The following is a 19856-nucleotide window of genomic DNA, read 5'->3' on the forward strand; positions in this document are numbered from 1 at the left end:
CATACGGATAGTCTCTACTGGAATGACACGCTCGACACGATATATCGGCTTGCTGTTTGCTGCGCTCGCACTCATCTGGGGACTCTCATTTGTGGCGATCAAGACTGGTCTCGAAAGCGTCCCGCCGGTGTTGCTGGCAGCTGTCCGACACGACATCGCTGCAGTCGTCCTGCTTGGCTATGCTCTCTGGCGAGGGCGGGCGCTGCGTCCACAGACTCGCGATGACTGGTCGCTGATTTTCATCGGCGGCACCGTCCTCATCGGGGCACACTTCGCGCTTCTGTTTCTCGGCCAGCAGTACGTCCCGAGTTCCTTCGGCGCAATCCTGCTCAGTCTCACGCCGGTCGTGACGCCGGCGTTCGCATCGACGTTGATACCGAGCTACAGGGCTCGACCACACGAACTCATCGGCACCGTCTGTGGGTTCATCGGTGTGGTCATCATTGCGAACCCCACACCGGGAGCGGTCGGCGGTCGGCTGCTCGGTGTCGCCCTGCTCATCAGTTCGGCTGTCGCCTTCGCCGTCGGCGCAGTCCTGACCGAGCGCTACACCAGTTCGCTCCCGCTCGTGAGCCTGCAGGCCTGGATGACGCTGCTCGGGGCAGGCATCCTGCACGCTGTCAGCGCGGGGCTGCCATCGGAGCAGCTGGGAACCGTCACGGTCGGGCTCGAACAGATAGCCGCAATCGCGTATCTCGGCATCGTGGCCAGCGCAATCGGGTTCCTCCTCTACTTCCGCCTGATCAGCACAGTCGGGGCCGCTGAAACCAGCCTGGTGTCCTACGTGGTTCCGGCAGTGACGGCCATCAGCGGCTGGCTCCTGCTCGGTGAGACACTCGGCCCGGTGACCATCGCTGGCTTCGCCGTAATCGTGGTCGGCTTCGCGTGGGTGAAAGCCGACGTGCTCCGGTCGCTCCGTCGTCGCCGGACGGACTCGCCATCGTACCGACCGTACGGGCCACGGGACGATTGCGTCGTCGTCAGCGGGAACGCGTACACGACCCGCGAGTGATGCCCCTGAGCAGGGGCGTCAGGCCTTAGCCGCTGCCACCCAATGTACCGGTATGGCTTCTCACCCCGGATTCCACTCCCTGTATGATGAGACGGCGGCATCCATCTCCGTGACCGGTGACCTCCCGGACTGGCTCCGCGGCAGCCTCATCCGGAACGGGCCCGGCGCGTTCTCCCTCCCGAACGGTAGCAGTGTCGACCACTGGTTCGACGGGTTCGCGATGCTGTACCGGTTTACCTTTGACCCCGACACTGACGCGGTACACTATCGGAACCGCTTCCTCCGGACGGACGCGTACAGGGCGGCGACGAGTGGCAACTTCGAGGGCGGCTTTGCGACGGGCGAGACGACGCTTCGCTCGCGGCTGGCTACGTTCCTGACCGACCCCTACGATAACACGAACATCATCGCCGAGCGGTTCGGCGACGAGTACCTCGCACTGACTGAATCGCCCCGGAAGGTTCGTTTCGACCCGAACACGCTCGAAACGACAGGTCACCTCGAACACGACGACGACGTGCCGACCGGCCACCTCTCCTGTGCCCATGTTAAACGCGACCCGACGAGCGGCGTCCTTGTCAACGTCGAAACGGCGTTCGGACGGACCAGCCAGTACCACGTCACCGCAATGTCGCCCGACGGGACCCGACGACACGTCGGGAGCGTCGACACCGACCGGCCGGCGTACATGCACAGTTTCGCGCTTACGCCCCGGTACGTCGTCTTGACGGAGTTCCCGCTCCGACTCGACCCGCGACGGTTTCTCAAGCCCGGCCGGCAGGCGCCCTTCATCGAGCAGTTCGAGTGGGACCCCGACCGCGGGACTCGAATCATCGTCATGGACCGGACTACCGGGACGGTCGTGGCCGAGCCGGTCACCGACGCCGTGTTCGGCTTCCACCACGTCAACGCGTTCGAGCGAGCCGGCGGCAGGGAACTCGTGTTCGATCTCGAAACAGTACCCGACGCGACGACTATCGACTCCTTGTATCTGGATAACCTTCGTGCGGGCGAGATGGGAGCTATCGTCGGCCGCATCGAGCGGTTCACTGTCGCTCTCGGTACCGGGAGCGGCGTGACCCGCTACGGCCCTGCCGACGCGACGGTGGCGCGAGAGATGTTGTACCCCGACGGCAGCGCACTTCCGACTGTCTCACCGTCGCGGTGGTGTCGCCCGCACCGCTACGTGTACGCGATGGGGATGGACACCCCCGTTACCGAGTGGGCCCGTCGTGTGCTGAAACTCGACACTGACACTGGTGCTGTCGAGACGTTCGACGACGGTGGGGACTACTTCGGTGAGCCGGTGTTTGTTCCCGCACCAGACGGCGACACCGAGGATGACGGCGTGGTGCTGGTCGTTGCGCTGAACGCGGCAGACGACCAGTCCCGGTTGCTCGTACTCGACGGCCAGACGTTCGAAGAGCGCGCCAGAGCATCGCTTCCCCACGCAGCCCCGTTTGATTTCCACGGTCGATACTTTCCCGAACTTCGAGTGGCGACCGGCAACTGACGCTACTAGCGGTGAGTCTGCTCCCGCTGGCCGCTCGTCGGTCGAGAAATCGTCCTATTCGAGCGACCACACCGGACGTGCCGCTCTGGTGGAAATTGTGAACGACACACATATTGTTCGGTCTGCCTAAAATTCGAAAACGCTTTATCCATTTAGGCTGCCCTAAACAGTATGTTGGACGCACTGATCGACACCGCTGAACTGCCGCGCCGGCTGTCGATATCACGGATACCGAACGGAGCGTCGTGACTATGGTGACAGTCGGGAACCGAACGGGGACGACCTTCGACCGGGATGTCATTATTGTCGGGGGCGGTCCGGCGGGGTGTGCGGCGGGTGTGTTCACGGCCAGAGCGGACCTCGATACGGCAATCTACGACTGTGGCCGGTCGTCGCTCAAGCGCTGTGCCTACCTCGAAAACTACCTCGGTTTCCCGGCCGGTATTGACATCGACACGCTGTACGACCGCATTCAGGACCATGCTGAGACCGCTGGCTGTACCGTCGTCTCCGAGTTGGTCGAATCGCTTGACAGAACCGATGAGGGGGAGGGGTTCGTAGTCCAGACGCAGGCGGGGGAGACGGCCACGACTCGTCGTGTCATCGCGGCGACCCGCTACGACGGCGAGTACATGCGTGGCTTAGACGACGACGCGGCGATGTTCGAGACGTACGAACACGACGGCGAGGAACGCGAAACCTTCGACCGTGAGTATGCCAACGCGGACGGCACGACACCGGTTCCGGGTCTCTACGTGGCGTCACCGTCCGACGAAGCGGATATGCAGGCGATCATTGCAGCCGGCCGGGGCGCGCGGGTCGCCCGCCGGGTGATCGCGGATGTGCGAATAGACGACGGCTGGTGGGAGGCTGTCGCTGACGGTGTGGACTGGGTCCGTCGCGAGGCCGAGCTAGACGACGAATGGACTGATCGAGCGACCTGGGTCGACTATTTCGACGACCGGTACGCCGAGGACGCCCCCGTTGCGCCGGAGTCGGAGCGGTTCCAGCGGGTCCGTGAGGCGGTCATCGACGAACGCCGGTCGTCGTATATCACGCCCGACGAAATAGCCGCCCGGACCGAAACAGGGCAGGAAACACTAGCGGGCTACCTTGACCCCGAAGCGGTCGTTTCGGGGCTCGATCAGACTGCTGTCCTCGATGCGATAGACGACGAAACAATCCGGGACTACCTCGACGCGAGCGACGGACGTGCGGAGGTGAGCGAGTAATGGCCAGTGAGACACAGGGCGCTACCGATGCGTGGTCGCAAGCCAGATCCTGGCTCGACACCCTCGATGGGTCCCTGTTCGGACTGTGTGTCGCAAGCATTGCCGTCGCCTTTGGGGCTGGCCTGCTCCAGGTGAGCTTCGGGGCGTATTCGATGACAATCCTTCAGGCGTGGCAGGCCGTGTTCGATCCGAAGGTGTGGTTCAGTGTTCAGGCGTGGCAGTCGTTTTTCCTCGGTGCCGAGCTCCCCGAACTACCGAAACGGACACTCATCGTCTGGAACATCCGGATGCCGCGGGTCATCGTCGCGGTGCTTACGGGGATGTGTCTCGCCGTCTCCGGAGCGATATTCCAGGCCGTGACACGAAACGAGCTGGCAAGTCCGTTTGTCCTGGGCGTGAGCTCCGGAGCGGGGCTCACTGTACTGCTAACCCTCGTTCTGTTCAGTAGTCTCGCCCCGTTCCTCCCGCTGTTTGCCGCGGTCGGTGGTTCCATCGCGTTCCTGCTTGTGTATATGATCGCGTGGAAGGGCGGAACGAGCCCGGTCAGACTGGTCCTTGCCGGTGTCATCGTCAACATGGTGTTTACCTCCCTCCAGCGGGGACTGTTCTTCTTCGCCGACGATCTGGGCGTTGTTCAGTCAGCACTGGCATGGATTACCGGCTCGCTTACCGGCGTCGGCTGGGAAGAGTTCCGAATCGCTATCATCCCGACGATGGCTGCGACACTACTCGCGCTGGCCGGCGCACGCCAACTGAACCTCCTCCTGCTCGGCGAGGAGACCGCGCGCTCGCTCGGGATGAGTGTCGAGCGGGTTCGGTTCCTGCTTTCTGGAGTCGCCATTCTGGCGGCCAGCACGGCGATCTCCGTCGCGGGAATCATCGGGTTCTTCGGCCTCGTAGTGCCTCACATCGTCCGACTCATCGTCGGGAGCGACTACCGCCGGCTCCTCATCGGTTGCGTGTTCGTTGGGCCGGCGCTGATGGTCGTCGCAGATGTCGGTGCGCGGCTGGCCCTGAACCCCGCGCAGGTTCCGGTCGGCGTCGTCACCGGCGTCGTCGGCGGCCCGTACTTCCTCTATCTGATGCGGCGACAGGAACAGATGGGTGAGATCTAATGCCACAGAACAACTCGAACTCGGACGGTATCGCCTCGACCAACGACACCGCTGCTGGGCCCCAGTCAGCCCGCCGGGACCGGCCGCTGGTCGGCGACGATGTGGTGCTTTCGTACTCCAGTGCGGATGACCCGGTCATCGACGGCGAGTCGATTTCCGCTGAACCGGGGGCCGTGACAGCGCTCGTCGGCCCGAACGGGTCCGGCAAGAGCACGTTGCTGAAAGGGCTCGCAAATCAGCTCCAACCCGACGCCGGATCTGTACTGCTCGACGGACAAGACATCCAGACGCTTGAGACCAAAGCGATTGCCCGAAAACTCGGCCTCCTCTCTCAGGAGAGTACGTCGCCGAGCAGCATATCGGTCGAGGATCTGGTGTATCACGGTCGCTACCCACACCGCGGGTTCTTCGACAGCGTCACCGAAGAAGACGAGGCTGCTGTCGAGCGGGCGATTGATCTGGCCGGCTGTGGACACATCCGTGAGCGCGAAGTCGGCAGCCTCAGTGGGGGCCAGAAACAGCTCGCCTGGATCGCAATGGTCCTTGCACAGGACACCGACGTGCTGTTGCTCGATGAGCCGACGACGTTTCTCGACCTGCACCACCAGCTTGAGGTGATGGAGATAATCGAAACGCTCCGGGACGAGAGTGACATTACCATCGTTGTCGTCCTGCACGATATCGAGCAGGCGGCTCGCCTCGCCGACCGGATGGTCGCACTCAAAGACGGCGAGATTCAGGCACGGGGACGGCCAGAGGATGTCGTCACCGAACAACTACTCGCGGACGTTTTCGAGATCGAAGCAGAGGTCACGGCCACGCCACACGGCCCACGCGTGAATCCGATCCGTCCCCGCCACGACGGTGACGAACACACTGCTGGTGACGATTCTGCCGACTCGGACCGTGCTGAGGAAGTCGTTGCCGAATAGAGCTACAGAGACCACCTTGCCACCGCGGTTAGAATGACGGAATCTTGAAACGGACGCTAGACGGCGTTTGCTATCGACTGTTCTGGGTCGGCAAATCGGAACAATTATATGTTTTTTAGGTCAGCCTAAAATAATGGCTGGCGACGCTACAGACGCCGAGACACCGACGCGGAGAGAGTATGTGAAGTACGGGGGAACGGTTCTCACCGCCGGGTTGCTTGCGGGATGTACCAGTGACGCCGAGCAGGGGGCCACAGAAACGGCGTCCGGAGCGGAGACGGACACCCACACGGTCGACGGTTCGTACTCTGTGTCGATGTCACCGATGGGAGCGGTGACCTTCGACTCGCCACCGGAGACCGTCTTTACGCGGCTCACACACCACGCCGACATGGCATTCGCGCTGGGGCGTGGGGATACCGTCACGGCAATGCACGCCCCTGAATATTATAACGGGCTCTGGAACCAGTTCGTCGACCGACTTCCGGGGGTGTCGCTGGACTGGACCGGACTGTACTCCTCGTGGAAGCCGAGCAAGGAGAAACTGTACGAACTGGACAGCGATATCCATCTGGCAGACCCGGCCTGGATCGCCAAACAGGACAACTGGGACCGGGAGGACTTCGAGGAGGTCGCCACCAACGTCTCACCATGGTTCGGCAACTCACTGAGCGACCGGCACGCCGAACCCCCGTCCGGGTGGGCTGACTACGAGTACTACACCCTCTGGGAGCAGTTCGAACTCGTGGCCGAGGCGTTTCAGGAACAGGCCCGCTACGAGGCGCTTGCGGCGATCCACGACGAGATGCGCTCGACTATCGACGCGAATCTGCCGCCCGAGTCGGAGCGGCCGTCGGCAGTGATGCTCGCCGCGGCTGACCTCGACGAGATCTACGCCTATACGCTTGACAACCCCGGATTCCTGACCGCGCATACCCGCCCATTCGGGGCACGAGACGCCTTCGAGGGGTCGGTCGAAACGAACTCTGTGGTCGACTTCGAAACCCTACTTGAGGCCGACCCGGATGTAATCTTGCACCTCGGCGGGTTCGAACCGAGTACGAGCCTTCCGGAGCGACGGGAAGCGTTCAAATCTGACCCGGTCGGGTCGGAGATTACGGCCGTACAGAACGACCGGATTTACCCACAGGGGGCGAGATATCAGGGCCCGATACTGCACCTCTTCCAGCTGGAGATGACGGCTAAGCAACTGTATCCCGAGCAGTTCGGCGAGTGGCCGACCTACACTTCGGGGCCGTACCCTGAGATTCCGCCCGAGGAACAGCTGTTCGACCGCCAGCGGGTCGCAGACATCATCAACGGAGCATTTGAAGCATGAGTGATAACGACACGACAACCGACGCACGAACGCGCAGAGACTATCTGAAATACGGCGGGGCGGTCATCAGTGGTGGGCTGCTCGCCGGCTGTACCGGCGATGCCGACTCACAGTCGACGCCGGAATCGACAGACAGTGACGCGTCGACAGTTACTGCAAACCCCGACGCGACGACACCGACTGCAGCGGACTCGTACACGGTGTCGATGGAGCCGATGGGCGAGGTACAGTTCGACTCGGCTCCTGAGCGGTGGATGGCCTACTTCAGCACCTACGGGGACATGGCTATCGCGCTGGGGCAACTTGAGGGTCTTGCGGGGCTGATATTCACTGAGAACTGGCCGATGGCGTTCTTCGACGCCATCCCGAACGTCGACGTGACGTTCGATGATATTCCACAACTGATGCGCGACGGGAGTATCGGCAAAGAGGCCTTCTACGAGATGGACTCTGATGTCCACCTGTTTGACCCGAACTTCGTCCGGGTGCTTGACGACACCTGGTCCGATTCGGACTTCACTGAGGTCAGAACCAACATCGGCCCGATCGTCGGGAACAGCATCCGGCGACGGAACGACGACTGGCACGATTACCGGTACTACTCGCTGTACGAGGCCTTCGACCGAATCGCCGATGCGTTCCAGGAACGCGAACGCTACGCGGCGTTTGCTGACCTCCACGATTCGCTGCTCACTGAAATCAATAACGGGCTGCCGCCTGAAAACGAACGGCCAACAGTCGGTCTGCTCTCGATCAACTCCGACTTCGAAGGCGGGTCGTTCTACGCTTATCCCGTCCACGATGGAAACGGGCACAAGCAGTACCGTGACCTTGGGATGCGCGGTGCGTTCGACGAAGTTATCGACGGGAGCTACGCCGAGTGGGACTACGAGCAACTCCTCGATGTCGACCCCGACATCCTCCTGTTCCAGTACGGCTTCTCGCACGTTTCGACCGAGGAGTTCGAGGACCGAATGGCCACGATGCGAGAAGACCCTATTGGTCAGCAACTCTCAGCGGTTCAGAATGACCGACTCTACCGCGGTGGGACTTCGTATCAGGGACCAATTATTAATCTGTTTCAGACGGAAGCCGCCGCCAAACAGTTCTACCCTGAGACGTTCGGCGAGTGGCACGGCCTCGGTACTACCTCGGACCAGGAGCAACTGTTCGACCGACAGCGAGTGGCAGCCATCATCAACGGCGAAATCTAACCGCTCTCCCCCACACTCTTAGAACCGGCTTGCGTAACTGTATTGAGATCGATACCCACATATCTGGATGAATGGTCTACAACTATAGCAATCACTGCCAGTATATATGGTATATAAGGGTATAACAGTCTGTTTGTCCAGAAAGAATTTATACCACCATGCCATCATCTCACATATGTTAGTACACGAAGGGAACACGCATTCCTACACCACTGGCTCCGACCGATACTGCCGTCATTGCAACGACGTTGCGCTGGCGTATGACCCCTCGGCTGACCGCCCGCGCTGTCGTTCGTGTGGAAAGCTCGTCTAGCTGGGTCTGTCGATTACGGGGAACTCGCCACAGGAGCACATCGTTTGTGCCGGAGCTTCGGCCGTGTGAGTCGTCTAGAACTAGCCGTACCGTTTAGCGAATCATCCCGCGGTTCGCATGACTGTCAGTCACCACAGACCGACTACAACTTGACGAGAACCTTGATCGCCTCGCGCTCGTCCATCGCCCGATATCCCTCGGGAACACCGTCGAGATCGACTGTTTTCGTGAAGATCGGCGACGGGTCAAGCGTGCCCTGCAACACATCGGCCAGCAGGTCGTCAGCGTAGGCACGAACCGGTGCGACGCCGCCGTTGAGCCCGATATTATCGCCGAACAGCGAAAACATATCTAGCCCGGAGTCATCGAGCCCGTGCGGGACGCCGACGTAGCCGACGGTCCCGCCCGGGCGACAGACATCGATGGCAGTCTCCATTGCTGAAGCCGCACCGACACACTCGAGGACGTGGTTTGCCCCGCCGTTGGTCAGGTCGTCCGCGGCGTCCACGGCCTCTTGGCCGCGTGCGGCGATGGTCTCTGTCGCACCGAACGACTCGGCGAGTTCGAGGCGGTCCTCGTGGTGGCCCATCGCAATGATGCGTTCTGCACCTAAGCGGCGTGCCGCCAGCACCCCGCACAGTCCAACGGCACCGTCGCCGACAACAATACAGGTGTCGCCTTCCCTGACACCGGCGCTCACCGCCGCGTGGTGGCCGGTGCCCATAACATCTGTCAGGGGCAGAATCGCTTCCAGCGTGTCCTCGTCGTCGGCGTGACGGTCGGGAACGCGGACCAGCGTCCCGTCGGCTTCCGGCGCTCGGACGTACTCACCCTGCCCGCCGCCGTTTTCGCCGCCCCACGAATCGCCATTGACACAGGACGTATGCAGCCCTTTCCGACAGAACTCACACCGGCCACAGCTGATAACGAACGGGGCGAACACCCGGTCGCCGGGTTCGACAGAGCGCACATCGTCGCCGACCTCCTCGACGATACCCATCGGTTCGTGGCCGACGCGTGACCCTTCCTCACGGTCGCTCTGGCCGCGATAGAACCACAGGTCGGAGCCACAGACAGCGGTGTGGGTCACGCGTACAATCGCGTCGGTCGGCGATTCAATCTCTGGTCGGGGGACCTCTTCGACGGTAATCTCACCGGGGCCACGGTAGATGGCTGCGCGCATGGGCGTGCTTCGGGTCGGCTGTGCAAAACCGTTCTCATACTGCGCACCAAATCCGACTGGCCGCTTTCATTGGATGAAAACAATTACCAGTGAGCGAATAGAAATGCAGAAACATGACAGACATTCTCATTGTCGGCGGCGGCCCCGCCGGCCTGAGTGCGGCACTGTTCGCACAAAAAAACGGACTGGAGACGACGGTCTTCGACACTGACGGGACGTGGATGCACAAAGCACACCTGTTCAACTATCTCGGGGTCGGGTCCCAAGACGGCTCCGCGTTCATGGAAACCGCCCGGTCACAGGTCGATAGCTTCGGCGTCGACCGAAAGCAGGGTACAGAGGTGACCGACGTACAGCAAACTGACGCCGGATTCGAGGTCACCACCGAAGATGACACGTACCAAGCGGCGTATCTCGTCCTCGCGACGGGGGCCAACCGTGACCTCGCTGCGTCGCTCGGCTGTGACATGACCGACGAGGATACCGTTGACGTGGACGTGACGATGGAGACGAGCGTCAACGACGCCTACGCGACGGGGGGTATGGTCCGAGCCGAGGAGTGGCAGGCCGTCATCTCTGCCGGAGACGGCGCGGCCGCAGCGCTGAATATCCTCACGAAGGAGAAGGGAGAGCACTTCCACGACTTCGATACCCCCGCCGACGCGGACGAGATGTTCGGCCCCGAAGCATAGGCCTCGAAGCGAGTTCGGGCAGGCCTATCTCACTACTACCCACCGGACACTGTGTCGCTGGACACTGGCCGGCGAACACAGACTGTATTCGACGATAGGTAACCTCACATCTCCTGACTCTAACCAAGTGCGTACTCTACGCTACTGCGACCGATACCAGCCACTACAGTCGGTCTGAGGTTCTGAAGACGACAGCTAGCATTATCCACTGATTCACTATGACATCACAGAGCCGTGAAGCTGGTATGAAGGAGGTCGCGTTCACCCTCAGGTTCGCTGCGGGTGCTGATCCAGTGATGGACCTGTTTCAGGAGTATCCGAGGGTACGACTTCGGAACGCCACGTGTACCGTGACTGAAAACGCCCTCTGGCGTATCAACCATGTTGACGGTCCCGCTGACGCCATCGCTGCGTTCGATGACGTGTTTCTCGATGCTGAACGCTGTAACGAGTGTCTCGACGGACCCTGCTGTTCTGCGACGCGAGAACACAGGTCCTTGATTGCCGACTCGCCAGCAGGACGGTATATACGTATCACGAGCAGGCTGACCGGTGTTGTGCCGTGCCTGCTGTCGTTACCGATTCTATTGGCGATGGTGTCGTATTCGAGTCGGAACGCACCGGGGGCGCGTACCGATGGCGAGTGCTGTCGCCGGTCGGGACATCGTTTGAGCCGCTGTTCGACCGCCCCGAATCGACACTCCAGACGGGAATACAGCTCGATGTAGAGCACACAGGAAGTGCTGAACGGTGGCGAGCGAAGCCACAGCCCGTGTTTCCACAGTGACCGCATCGAGTCCATTGCTGTGCGTATACAATGTAATAGAACGAAATCAAACACCTGTTACACACGATTCGGCTGTACGCGAGGCTGAAATCAGTGGACCGACCGCTCGTCGCTTTCGTCGATGTCTTCGATGGGGTCGGCGTTGCCAAACGACGGTTCCGGTCCGTCCCCTGCCGCGGCCCACTCGCAGGCATTGGCGAGGACCTGCTGGATAGCTTCGTCGTGGTAAATCGGATAGGTCTCGTGGCCCGGCCGGAAGTAGAAAATACGACCTGCGCCGCGGCGGTAGCAACAGCCCGACCGGAACACCTCGCCGCCCTCGAACCAGGAGTTGAACACGAGCGTGTCCGGCGCGGGGATGTCGAAGCGCTCGCCGTACATCTCGGTCTCCGGGAGTTCGATGTACTCGCCGACCCCATCGGCGATTGGATGGCCGGGTTCGACGACCCATAACCGCTCGGTTTCGGCGGCCTCGCGCCACTTCAGGCTGCAGGTCGTCCCCATCAGCTCGCGGAATATCTTCGAGTAGTGGCCCGAGTGGAGGACGATGAGTCCCATGCCGTCGAGGACCCGCTCTTTCACCCGGGCGACCACTTCGTCAGCGACCTGGTCGTGTGCGGCGTGTCCCCACCAGGTAAGGACGTCCGTTTCTGCCAGTACATCCTCGGTGAGACCGTGCTCGGGTTCTTGGAGTGTCGCGGTTTCCGCGTCGAATCCGCGCTCTTCCAGGGCTGAGGCGATAGCGCCGTGAATTCCATCGGGGTACAGGTCTGCGACTGCTTCGTGTTCCTGCTCGTGAACGTACTCGTTCCAGACTGTGACGCGTGTCATACTCGTGGTTTCCACCTCCGCCGTAACGGCGTTCGCCAAGCGGCAATCCGTACGACGAGCGAACGCGATACGGTCTCGTCTCCGCGACTGTTCGCTGAGGGACTCTCTACAGTACCGCTGTGCACCTCAGATACCTCTCTGTGTAGCTCAGCGCTGCGTGTCCGGTTCGCGAGCGCGCGCCAGCTCCGCTCGACAGTGGCTATGACGACCCCGACGCTGAGCGCCACTGCGACTCGATCTCCAACCCCATCCACAGGACCGCGAATGTCGCTCTGAAACCGTCAAATACAGACGACTGTATGGCGCTTCACCAAGAGTACAGTCGAGTGAAATCCCGGCGTAAAGAACTGCTATACCGGATACACACGACTGTATCCGATTTCGGAGGTTTGTACAAAACACTCCCTGATTTTTGTTGTATCAACGTCTCTCGCTCCCGTTTCGACGCTAATCTGAATAGACTATAATGTAAACAGTAGATAGGTATATATACTCCCTGCTAGACGACGTGACTGATGCATTCCATCAGAAACCGCTGTCTCGGAAGGTTTCGACCGATAGAGCTGTGTACCGAGGTGGTTCCGAAATGAGAGCCCGCCATCGTTTCTCGGGGGTGACGCGCGATGTCTGAGCACACACTGGTGCTCATGGCACTACTCCCGCTAGCGACGATTGCGGTGCTGATGGTTGGCCTGTACCAGCCTGCGACACGGACAATGCCAATCGCGTGGGCGGTGGCGGCTATCGCCGCCTTCGTCGGCTGGCAGATGTCGCCGACGCTCATCGCCGCCGCGTCGATACGTGGCGCGCTGACAGCGACCAGAATCCTTGTTATCGTCTTCGGGGCGATACTCCTCCTGTACACGCTGAAACAGTCCGGTGCCTTCGAGGTGATCAATGCTGGGTTCTCCTCGATTAGCGACGACCGGCGCGTACAGGTCATCCTGCTCGTGTTCCTCATGGGGTCGTTCATTGAGGGTGCAGCCGGCTTCGGGACGCCAGCGGCTATCGTTGGCCCGCTGCTGGTCGGCCTCGGTTTCCCGCCGCTCGCCGCCGTGGTCGTCGCGCTCACGGGGAACATCCTCGCAATCACCTTCGGCGCGGTCGGTACGCCGCTGATTATCGGTCTCCGCGACGTGGTGTTCGCTGAGGGGACCGGTGCGGCACAGCAGGTGGTCCAGCAGGGCGGCTTCGAGAGCGTCGGCGCGTACGTCGCACAAATCGGTGTGTGGGCGGCGATAATCCACGCTATCGTCGGCATCGCCATCCCCTTTATCGGCGTGGCGATGATGACCCGCTTCTTCGGCGAAGAGCGGTCGATTAAGCCCGCGCTCGAAGTCCTGCCGCTGTGTCTCTTCGCGTGGGCGTCTTTCGCAATCCCCTACGTCGCGACCGCGTACTTCCTCGGTCCAACGTTCCCGGGACTGCTGGGTGCGATGGTCGGGCTCCTCGTCGTTACGACGACGCTCCGAGCTGGCTACTTCCTTCCCGACGATGAGTGGGACTTCGGTCCACAGGACCAGTGGCCGGACCACTGGATCGGTAGCATCGAACCCGGAGAGGGTGTCGGCACCACTACGGGCGACAGCCGGGAAGGCACGGTTGCAGCCGACGGTGGCACGGCAACGTTCGAAGAATCTCACTCGCAGGATATGTCGCTGGGGATGGCCTGGCTGCCGTACCTCCTCGTGGCTGCGCTGCTCGTCGTGACTCGTGTCGTCGGTCCGGTTCAGGAGTTCCTGGCGACCACCGGCGTTCTTATGTGGAACAACATCCTCGGCACGCCGTTCTCTGAAGGCGTCGAGTTGTTCTACCTCCCCGGGAGCCTGTTCGTTCTCGTCGCGGTGATCACCTACGCGCTCCACGGGATGGACACTGACGGTATCAAAGCCTCGTGGAGTGAGGCACTCCGAAACATCGCACCAGCCGTCGTCGCGCTGTGGTTCGCAGTTGCCACGGTCATGATCATGCAACGGACCGGCAGTGCCGTCGTGCTGGAGACTGCGCCGATCAACTCCGGGATGCTCGGACTGCTGTCGGAGATTACTGCGAACACGACCGGCCAGATGTTCCCGTTCTTCTCGGGCTTCATCGGTGCGTTCGGCGCGTTCATCGCTGGCTCGAATACGGTCAGCGACATCCTGTTCGGGCTGTTCCAGTTCCAGGCTGCCCAGCAGATCGGTGCGCCGACGCAGATCATCGTCGCCGCACAGGCGGTCGGTGGCGCAATCGGTAACCTCATCGCGATTCACAACGTCGTGGCCGCTCTCACCGTGGTCGGCCTCATCGGCGAGGAGGGACGCGTCATCCGCCTCGAACTGATTCCGGTACTGTACTACGGCGTGTTCACGGGCATACTGACGCTCATCCTGGCCTACGTCGTGGCACCGGGCGCGTTCTAACTCGACTCCTCTTCCGTTCTTACTCATGGCATACGACTCCCGACCCCCCCAACAGCACGACCCGGCGACAGACCCGAGCGCGAACTACGACTACCAGGGCGACAGCGTCAACCGGCCGGACCTCGTTGCGGCCTTAGAGCGCCGCGTTGACGGCGACGTACGCTTCGACGCGTACACCCGGGAACTGTTCGCGACCGACGCGAGTGCCTACGAACAGCTCCCAATCGGCGTCGTCTCGCCGGTCTCGACCGACGATGTGGTCGCGGTGATGGAGTACTGCGCCGAGGAGGATATTCCGGTCCTCCCACGGGGCGGCGGGACCAGTCTCGCCGGACAGTCGGTAAACGAGGCGGTCGTCCTCGATTTCAAGCGGCACATGGACGAACCGCTGTCGGTTGACCCGGAGGCCGAACAGGTCCGTGCGCAGGTAGGCATCACGATTGCTCGACTCAACGACCGACTCGAACCCCACGGCCTGAAGTTTGCGCCGGACCCTGCGTGGGGGGACAAGAGCGTTCTCGGCGGTGCAATCGGGAACAACACGACCGGCGCGCACTCGCTGAAATACGGCAAGACAGACGCCTATATCGAAGAGTGTGAGGTCGTCCTCGCGGACGGCACCCGGACGACCTTCGGCTGGGTCGACGTCGACGACCTCGAAGCGCGAGCGGCCGAGGCCGGCCCCGACGCCGACCTTGAAACCCGGATTTACGCCGAAGTCGCTAAGATCATCTCGGAGGACGCCGACGCGATAGACGCCCGGTATCCGGACCTCAAGCGCAACGTCTCCGGGTACAACCTGGACGAACTGGTCGACAACGCCAGAGAGCGCGGCGAGGTCAACCTCGCCCGTCTGCTCGCGGGGAGCGAGGGGACGCTGGCGGTCGTCACGGAGGCGACGGTCTCGCTGGAGCCCGTCCCCGAGGCCACGGCCGTCGCCATGCTGACATACGACGATATCATCTCGGCGATGCGGGATGTCGACCCGATTCTGGACCACGACCCCTCGGCCGTCGAGGTGATGGACGACGTATTGCTGGACCTCGCGGCGGAGACGCCGGAGTTCGCTGACGTTGTCGGCATGCTCCCCGAGGAGACCGACTCGACGCTGCTCGTCGAGTTCTACGCCGATTCGCCAGACGACGGGGCCCAGAAAGTCGCCGACCTGCTCGCCGACCGGCTTCCGGGCTACGAAGCACGAGAATCGCCGCGTGACGGGGCCGCTTCCGTCACCGACGCCCCTGTTCACGCTGTCGACGCGCTGGAGGCGTACGACGCGGACCGGCAGGCGAAGTTCTGGAAGATGCGCAAAGCCGGGCTGCCGATTCTGCTGTCCCGAACGGGCGACGACAAGCACTGGCCGTTCGTCGAGGACACGGCGGTCCCGGCCGAGAACCTCCCGGAGTACGTCGCCGATATCCGGGAGTTGTTCGACGAGCACGACACCTTCGCCTCCTACTACGCCCACGCCGGCCCCGGCGTCCTGCACATCAGGCCGCTGTTGAACCTGAAATCCGAGGACGGTATCGAGACCATGGAGGCCATCTCCGACGCCATCACGGACCTCGTCGTCCAGTACGACGGCTCCGTCTCCGGCGAACACGGTGACGGCCGCGCCCGGACCCAGTGGAACCGGAAACTGTACGGCGACGACCTCTGGGAAACGTTCCGCGACCTGAAATCGGCGTTCGACCCCGACTGGCGGCTGAACCCGGGGAACATCTGTGGCGACCACGACCCGGCCGACGACCTCCGGTACGACCCCGATTACGCCTTCGACGCGGGCTTCGAGCCCACGCTGGAGTGGGACAACGACAACGGGTTCCAGGGGATGGTGGAACTCTGTCACGGGTGTGCGGGCTGTACCGGCCACCAGGAGACCACCGGCGGCGTCATGTGTCCGACATACCGCGCCGCCGAGGAGGAAATCACCAGCACCCGCGGCCGGGCCAACATGCTCCGGTCGGCGATGGACGGTGACCTCCCCGACGACCCCACCGACGAGGAGTTCATCACCGAGGTGCTGGACCTCTGTATCGGCTGTAAAGGCTGCAAGAAGGACTGTCCGAGCGGCGTCGACATGGCGAAGCTCAAAGCCGAGGTGGTCCACGAACACCACCAGCGCGAGGGCATCTCACTGCGAGATCGGCTGTTCGCCAACGTCGAGACGGTGCTCTCGCTCGGGAGTGCATTCGCTCCAGTGTCGAACTGGCTGATGGACCTGCCGGGGGCGGGCCGTCTCATGGAGAAAACGGTCGGCATCACGGAAGAGCGCACCCTGCCCGCCTTCCACCGGACCACGTTCCGGGACTGGTGGGCCGACCGCGGCGGGGCGCTTGTCGCGGCGAGCAGAGCCGACCGGAAGGCGCTCTTGCTCGCCGACCCGTACACGAACTACAGCCACCCCGATGTCGGGAAAGCGGCCGTAGAAGTGCTCGAGGCGGCGGGCGTCCACGTCGTCATGCCAGACGACGTGACAGACAGCGGTCGGCCCGCGTTCTCCAAGAGTATGCTGGACCACGCTCGCGAGACGGCACGGGCAAACGTGGACGCGCTCGCGCCGCGAATCCGTGAGGGCTGGGACGTTGTCACTATCGAACCCTCCGACGCGGTGATGTACCAGGTCGACTATCGGGACCTCCTTTCCGGCGACGACGTCGACGCCGTCGCAGAGAACACGTACGGCGTCTGCGAGTACATCGACACGTACCGGCTAGGGGAGGCTATCTCCTTCGGTGACGCTGGCGACTCGCTAGCGTACCACGGCCACTGCCACCAGAAGGCGACGAAGAAGGACCATCACGCCGTCGGCGTCCTCCGGCGGGCCGGCTACGATGTGGACCCGCTGGATTCGGGCTGTTGTGGCATGGCCGGCTCCTTCGGTTACGAGGCCGAACACTACTCAATGAGCGAGGCCATCGCTGACCTCTTGCTGGGCCAGATAGATGACTCGCCGGCCGAACAGGTCGTCGCACCCGGCGCGTCCTGTCGGTCTCAGATAGACGATTTCGGCGATGGCGACGCGAAACCGCCCCACCCAATCGAGATGGTCGCGGCGGCGATGCGGTAACCGGGTGCCTGGTGATACCTCCGTCTGCAGTCAGAACCCGATACCGTCCCTTTGTCTGACGGTGACGTCGTGCCCGTCTACCGTTGACCGAAGCGCCTGTGTGAACGGTTCGGCGTCGAACTGGCCGTGGACGCGAAGAGTCGTTGCGGAGTCTGTTCGGGGCCGTGCTGTGATTTTCGGCCGACCGACTCGGCCACCAGTGTGGATATCGACACTGTCGAGTGTGTCGTATGACTGCGTGTCGACCTGTTCGGCTGTCTCGATGGCCGCCGGGACGCCCTCTTCGACCACCCGTGAGGCGAACGCGGCGGCCCGCTGACCCGGCGATCCGAACACCAGGTCGACGGGGGTAAGATAATCGTACTCGACGAAGTAGGCTCGTTCCGTACAGAACAACACGTCGACCAGCCGAAGCGGGTACGATCCTCGCATCGTATAGTGCAAGTGGACGCGGAGTTCGTCGGTCACGAGAACCACCCTTTCGCAGCGGCCGCATCAGCGACCGTTCCGTCTGCCGCGACCTTCGCACGTCCGACTCGATACATCGTGTACAGCTGGACGAGCAGGAAGACTGCCCAGAGGACGTACCCTCCCGGTCCACTGCCGAGTACGGCTGGCTGGACGGTGAACACCCGCAATCCCAGTCGTGTCGTCAGCCCCGTGCCAATCAAGAGGACGCTGAAATAGCCGAAGAACGCGGCAGCGACCCACATCGCGACGATGCGCCCCCAGCCCGGCATCGTATGCTCCGGGAGCCGGACCGTGTTGACGAGCTGTACGATGACGATGTAGGGCCACATCAACAACCCGGACATCGCCGCCCCAACGACCAGGAGTCCGAAGGGGTCGGATATCGATATCGGCAGGCTGAGAATGAGCACGCCCCAGCCACAGAAGACAGTCAGCAATCCCCAGAACAGCCGCGGCAGACTCCAGCCCGCTTCTCGGCCGTACAGCTCGTAGATAATATCGGAACTGTTCCGGACGAACGACTCGATGATCGCGTATTCGGTTGTGAACAGGGCGAGAAACAGCGTGACGTAGATGACGCTCGTCGTGACCCCGCCGACCGATGGCGCGATCTCGATGAGCCACATATCTACTGCGTCACTCGTCGTCCCCGGTGCCTGCGACACGGCGATGACGACCAGTATCGTCGTGACCAGAAGGAGACCAAGCAGGAAGGTCAAGAGGTGTTCGAGCTGTGTCACGCGCCACCAGCCCCGCCAGCGTTTGAGGTTCTGCGTGTCCGGGGTGAACGTGAACCCGTCTTCGTGGACGGTTTCGGGGTCGTCGCCGGCGAAGGGGTTCTTGATCCGGCCCTGATACCGGCCCATTCCATACCCTTTCTCGCGTATCCAGAGGCTCTGTGAGAGGTTGAGGTAGCCGCCCGCCCCGGCGTAGGCCAGCGCCCCGACCAGCACGGCGATGGTCCCGACCGGCGAGTAGTCCCCGACTTCTGTCAGACTTCCTGGAACGCCAAACAGCACGTCCACTGACCCGATGAGCACGAACAGCAACAGTGTAAACGCGATGGACAGTGCCACCAGAACAAGCTGGAGGCTCTCGACGACATTGTACATCAGCGGCGTCACCTGGTAGGTAATCCAGATGAACACCATGAGCCCGATACCGAACAGTCGCCAGCCGACGATGTCGACGCCGGCGAAGTCATACGTACCGAGTGCGAGCCCTTCGGCCCCGATTCGTGCGGCGCTTGCGGCCCAGCCCGGCCAGCCGAGACTGACGAACCCGCCCAGTAGCATGGCCAGCGGGAGGACCGGATGAACCCGCTCGAACGCCCGAAACACGCTCTCACCGGTCGCAAGTGTCCACCGCTGTATCTCGGTGTTGATGATAAAGTGGAGGCTGACAGCCACGAGGAACAGCCAGTACAGTCCCCACCCGTAGCTGGCGACCAGATGCGGCCAGAACAGCGTTTCACCGCTCCCGAGCGACGCCCCGAGCATGATTGCGCTGGGGCCGACGACGTGGCGGAGCTTCGGCACCTTCGGCAACGAGAGTTCTCTGAACCGCCCGCCTGTTCCCGTGTCCGGATGGGCATCACTCTCCGGTGCCGCTTCGAGATTGTCGTATGCGACCGGGGTGTACGATGAGATAGGATACCGCTGCTCTTTGCGAGAGGCGTACACCTCCTCTGTCTCTGACTCCGTCTCGTCTGCTACGTCCGACTGTTCCGTCGGCTTTTCCTCTGGCATCG

At 62.3% G+C, this 19856-nt stretch carries 14 protein-coding genes and 1 pseudogene; 11 read left to right on the forward strand and 4 right to left on the reverse strand.

The features are described from left to right. Window positions 1–22 precede the first annotated feature (22 nt). The 7 genes from BVU17_16385 to BVU17_16415 all read left to right on the forward strand — a co-directional run bounded on the left by BVU17_16385 (window position 23) and on the right by BVU17_16415 (window position 8357). Entirely contained in the window at window positions 23–1012 is a 990-nt protein-coding gene (locus tag BVU17_16385; protein ID AUG49157.1) for an EamA family transporter, read from the forward strand. Window positions 1013–1064: 52 nt separating this feature from the next. Next, window positions 1065–2525, forward strand: a complete 1461-nt coding sequence (locus BVU17_16390; protein ID AUG49158.1) for a beta-carotene 15,15'-monooxygenase — start codon at window positions 1065–1067, stop codon at window positions 2523–2525. 251 nt (window positions 2526–2776) lie between these two features. Further along, entirely contained in the window at window positions 2777–3757 is a 981-nt protein-coding gene (locus BVU17_16395) for a thioredoxin reductase (protein ID AUG49159.1), read from the forward strand. Continuing rightward, entirely contained in the window at window positions 3757–4872 is a 1116-nt protein-coding gene (locus tag BVU17_16400) for an ABC transporter permease (protein AUG49160.1), read from the forward strand. The genes BVU17_16395 and BVU17_16400 overlap by 1 nt, the downstream gene beginning before the upstream one ends. Beyond that, a complete protein-coding gene (locus BVU17_16405) occupies window positions 4872–5804 on the forward strand; it encodes a ferrichrome ABC transporter ATP-binding protein (GenBank protein AUG49161.1) in 933 nt (310 codons plus the stop codon). The genes BVU17_16400 and BVU17_16405 overlap by 1 nt, the downstream gene beginning before the upstream one ends. 133 nt (window positions 5805–5937) lie before the next feature. After that, window positions 5938–7143: an ABC transporter substrate-binding protein gene (locus tag BVU17_16410; GenBank protein ID AUG49162.1), complete on the forward strand. Its 1206-nt coding sequence runs from the start codon at window positions 5938–5940 to the stop codon at window positions 7141–7143. After that, window positions 7140–8357: a ferrichrome ABC transporter substrate-binding protein gene (locus tag BVU17_16415; GenBank protein AUG49163.1), complete on the forward strand. Its 1218-nt coding sequence runs from the start codon at window positions 7140–7142 to the stop codon at window positions 8355–8357. The genes BVU17_16410 and BVU17_16415 overlap by 4 nt, the downstream gene beginning before the upstream one ends. Before the next feature lie 455 nt (window positions 8358–8812). On the opposite strand, the gene BVU17_16420 is transcribed toward BVU17_16415, so the two are convergent. Next, a complete protein-coding gene (locus tag BVU17_16420; protein ID AUG49164.1) occupies window positions 8813–9853 on the reverse strand; it encodes an IMP dehydrogenase in 1041 nt (346 codons plus the stop codon). Window positions 9854–9966: 113 nt separating this feature from the next. On the opposite strand from BVU17_16420, the gene BVU17_16425 reads away from it, so the two are divergent. Continuing rightward, entirely contained in the window at window positions 9967–10545 is a 579-nt protein-coding gene (locus BVU17_16425) for a thioredoxin reductase (protein ID AUG49165.1), read from the forward strand. Window positions 10546–10763: 218 nt separating this feature from the next. Next, window positions 10764–11332: pseudogene (locus tag BVU17_16430) on the forward strand (hypothetical protein). Window positions 11333–11422: 90 nt separating this feature from the next. On the opposite strand, the gene BVU17_16435 reads toward BVU17_16430, so the two are convergent. Further along, window positions 11423–12163, reverse strand: coding sequence for a trehalose utilization protein ThuA (locus tag BVU17_16435; protein ID AUG49166.1), 741 nt, complete (start codon window positions 12161–12163; stop codon window positions 11423–11425). Window positions 12164–12786: 623 nt separating this feature from the next. Between BVU17_16435 and BVU17_16440 the strand changes: the two genes are divergently transcribed. After that, window positions 12787–14565: a lactate permease gene (locus BVU17_16440; GenBank protein AUG49167.1), complete on the forward strand. Its 1779-nt coding sequence runs from the start codon at window positions 12787–12789 to the stop codon at window positions 14563–14565. A gap of 25 nt (window positions 14566–14590) precedes the next feature. After that, window positions 14591–17635, forward strand: a complete 3045-nt coding sequence (locus BVU17_16445; protein AUG49168.1) for an FAD-binding oxidoreductase — start codon at window positions 14591–14593, stop codon at window positions 17633–17635. A 30-nt stretch (window positions 17636–17665) separates the two neighbouring features. Here BVU17_16445 and BVU17_16450 read toward each other — a convergent pair whose 3' ends face one another. Both BVU17_16450 and BVU17_16455 read right to left on the reverse strand, forming a co-directional pair. After that, window positions 17666–18112, reverse strand: coding sequence for a hypothetical protein (locus BVU17_16450; protein ID AUG49169.1), 447 nt, complete (start codon window positions 18110–18112; stop codon window positions 17666–17668). Continuing rightward, window positions 18100–19854, reverse strand: coding sequence for a hypothetical protein (locus tag BVU17_16455; GenBank protein AUG49170.1), 1755 nt, complete (start codon window positions 19852–19854; stop codon window positions 18100–18102). Before BVU17_16455 ends, BVU17_16450 begins: the two co-directional genes overlap by 13 nt. Window positions 19855–19856: the final 2 nt, after the last annotated feature.

Origin of the sequence: Haloarcula taiwanensis, from assembly GCA_002844335.1 — an archaeon.
GTDB lineage: Archaea > Halobacteriota > Halobacteria > Halobacteriales > Haloarculaceae > Haloarcula > Haloarcula taiwanensis.

What these genes read in the sequence shown, in the direction of transcription:
- BVU17_16440 (AUG49167.1), top strand. Translation starts at nt 12,787, where the DNA reads ATGTCTGAGCACACACTGGTGCTCATGGCACTACTCCCGCTAGCGACG.
- BVU17_16435 (AUG49166.1), bottom strand. Translation starts at nt 12,163, where the DNA reads ATGACACGCGTCACAGTCTGGAACGAGTACGTTCACGAGCAGGAACAC.
- BVU17_16420 (AUG49164.1), bottom strand. Translation starts at nt 9,853, where the DNA reads ATGCGCGCAGCCATCTACCGTGGCCCCGGTGAGATTACCGTCGAAGAG.
- BVU17_16425 (AUG49165.1), top strand. Translation starts at nt 9,967, where the DNA reads ATGACAGACATTCTCATTGTCGGCGGCGGCCCCGCCGGCCTGAGTGCG.
- BVU17_16405 (AUG49161.1), top strand. Translation starts at nt 4,872, where the DNA reads ATGCCACAGAACAACTCGAACTCGGACGGTATCGCCTCGACCAACGAC.
- BVU17_16390 (AUG49158.1), top strand. Translation starts at nt 1,065, where the DNA reads ATGGCTTCTCACCCCGGATTCCACTCCCTGTATGATGAGACGGCGGCA.
- BVU17_16415 (AUG49163.1), top strand. Translation starts at nt 7,140, where the DNA reads ATGAGTGATAACGACACGACAACCGACGCACGAACGCGCAGAGACTAT.
- BVU17_16410 (AUG49162.1), top strand. Translation starts at nt 5,938, where the DNA reads ATGGCTGGCGACGCTACAGACGCCGAGACACCGACGCGGAGAGAGTAT.
- BVU17_16400 (AUG49160.1), top strand. Translation starts at nt 3,757, where the DNA reads ATGGCCAGTGAGACACAGGGCGCTACCGATGCGTGGTCGCAAGCCAGA.
- BVU17_16445 (AUG49168.1), top strand. Translation starts at nt 14,591, where the DNA reads ATGGCATACGACTCCCGACCCCCCCAACAGCACGACCCGGCGACAGAC.
- BVU17_16395 (AUG49159.1), top strand. Translation starts at nt 2,777, where the DNA reads ATGGTGACAGTCGGGAACCGAACGGGGACGACCTTCGACCGGGATGTC.
- BVU17_16385 (AUG49157.1), top strand. Translation starts at nt 23, where the DNA reads ATGACACGCTCGACACGATATATCGGCTTGCTGTTTGCTGCGCTCGCA.
- BVU17_16455 (AUG49170.1), bottom strand. Translation starts at nt 19,854, where the DNA reads ATGCCAGAGGAAAAGCCGACGGAACAGTCGGACGTAGCAGACGAGACG.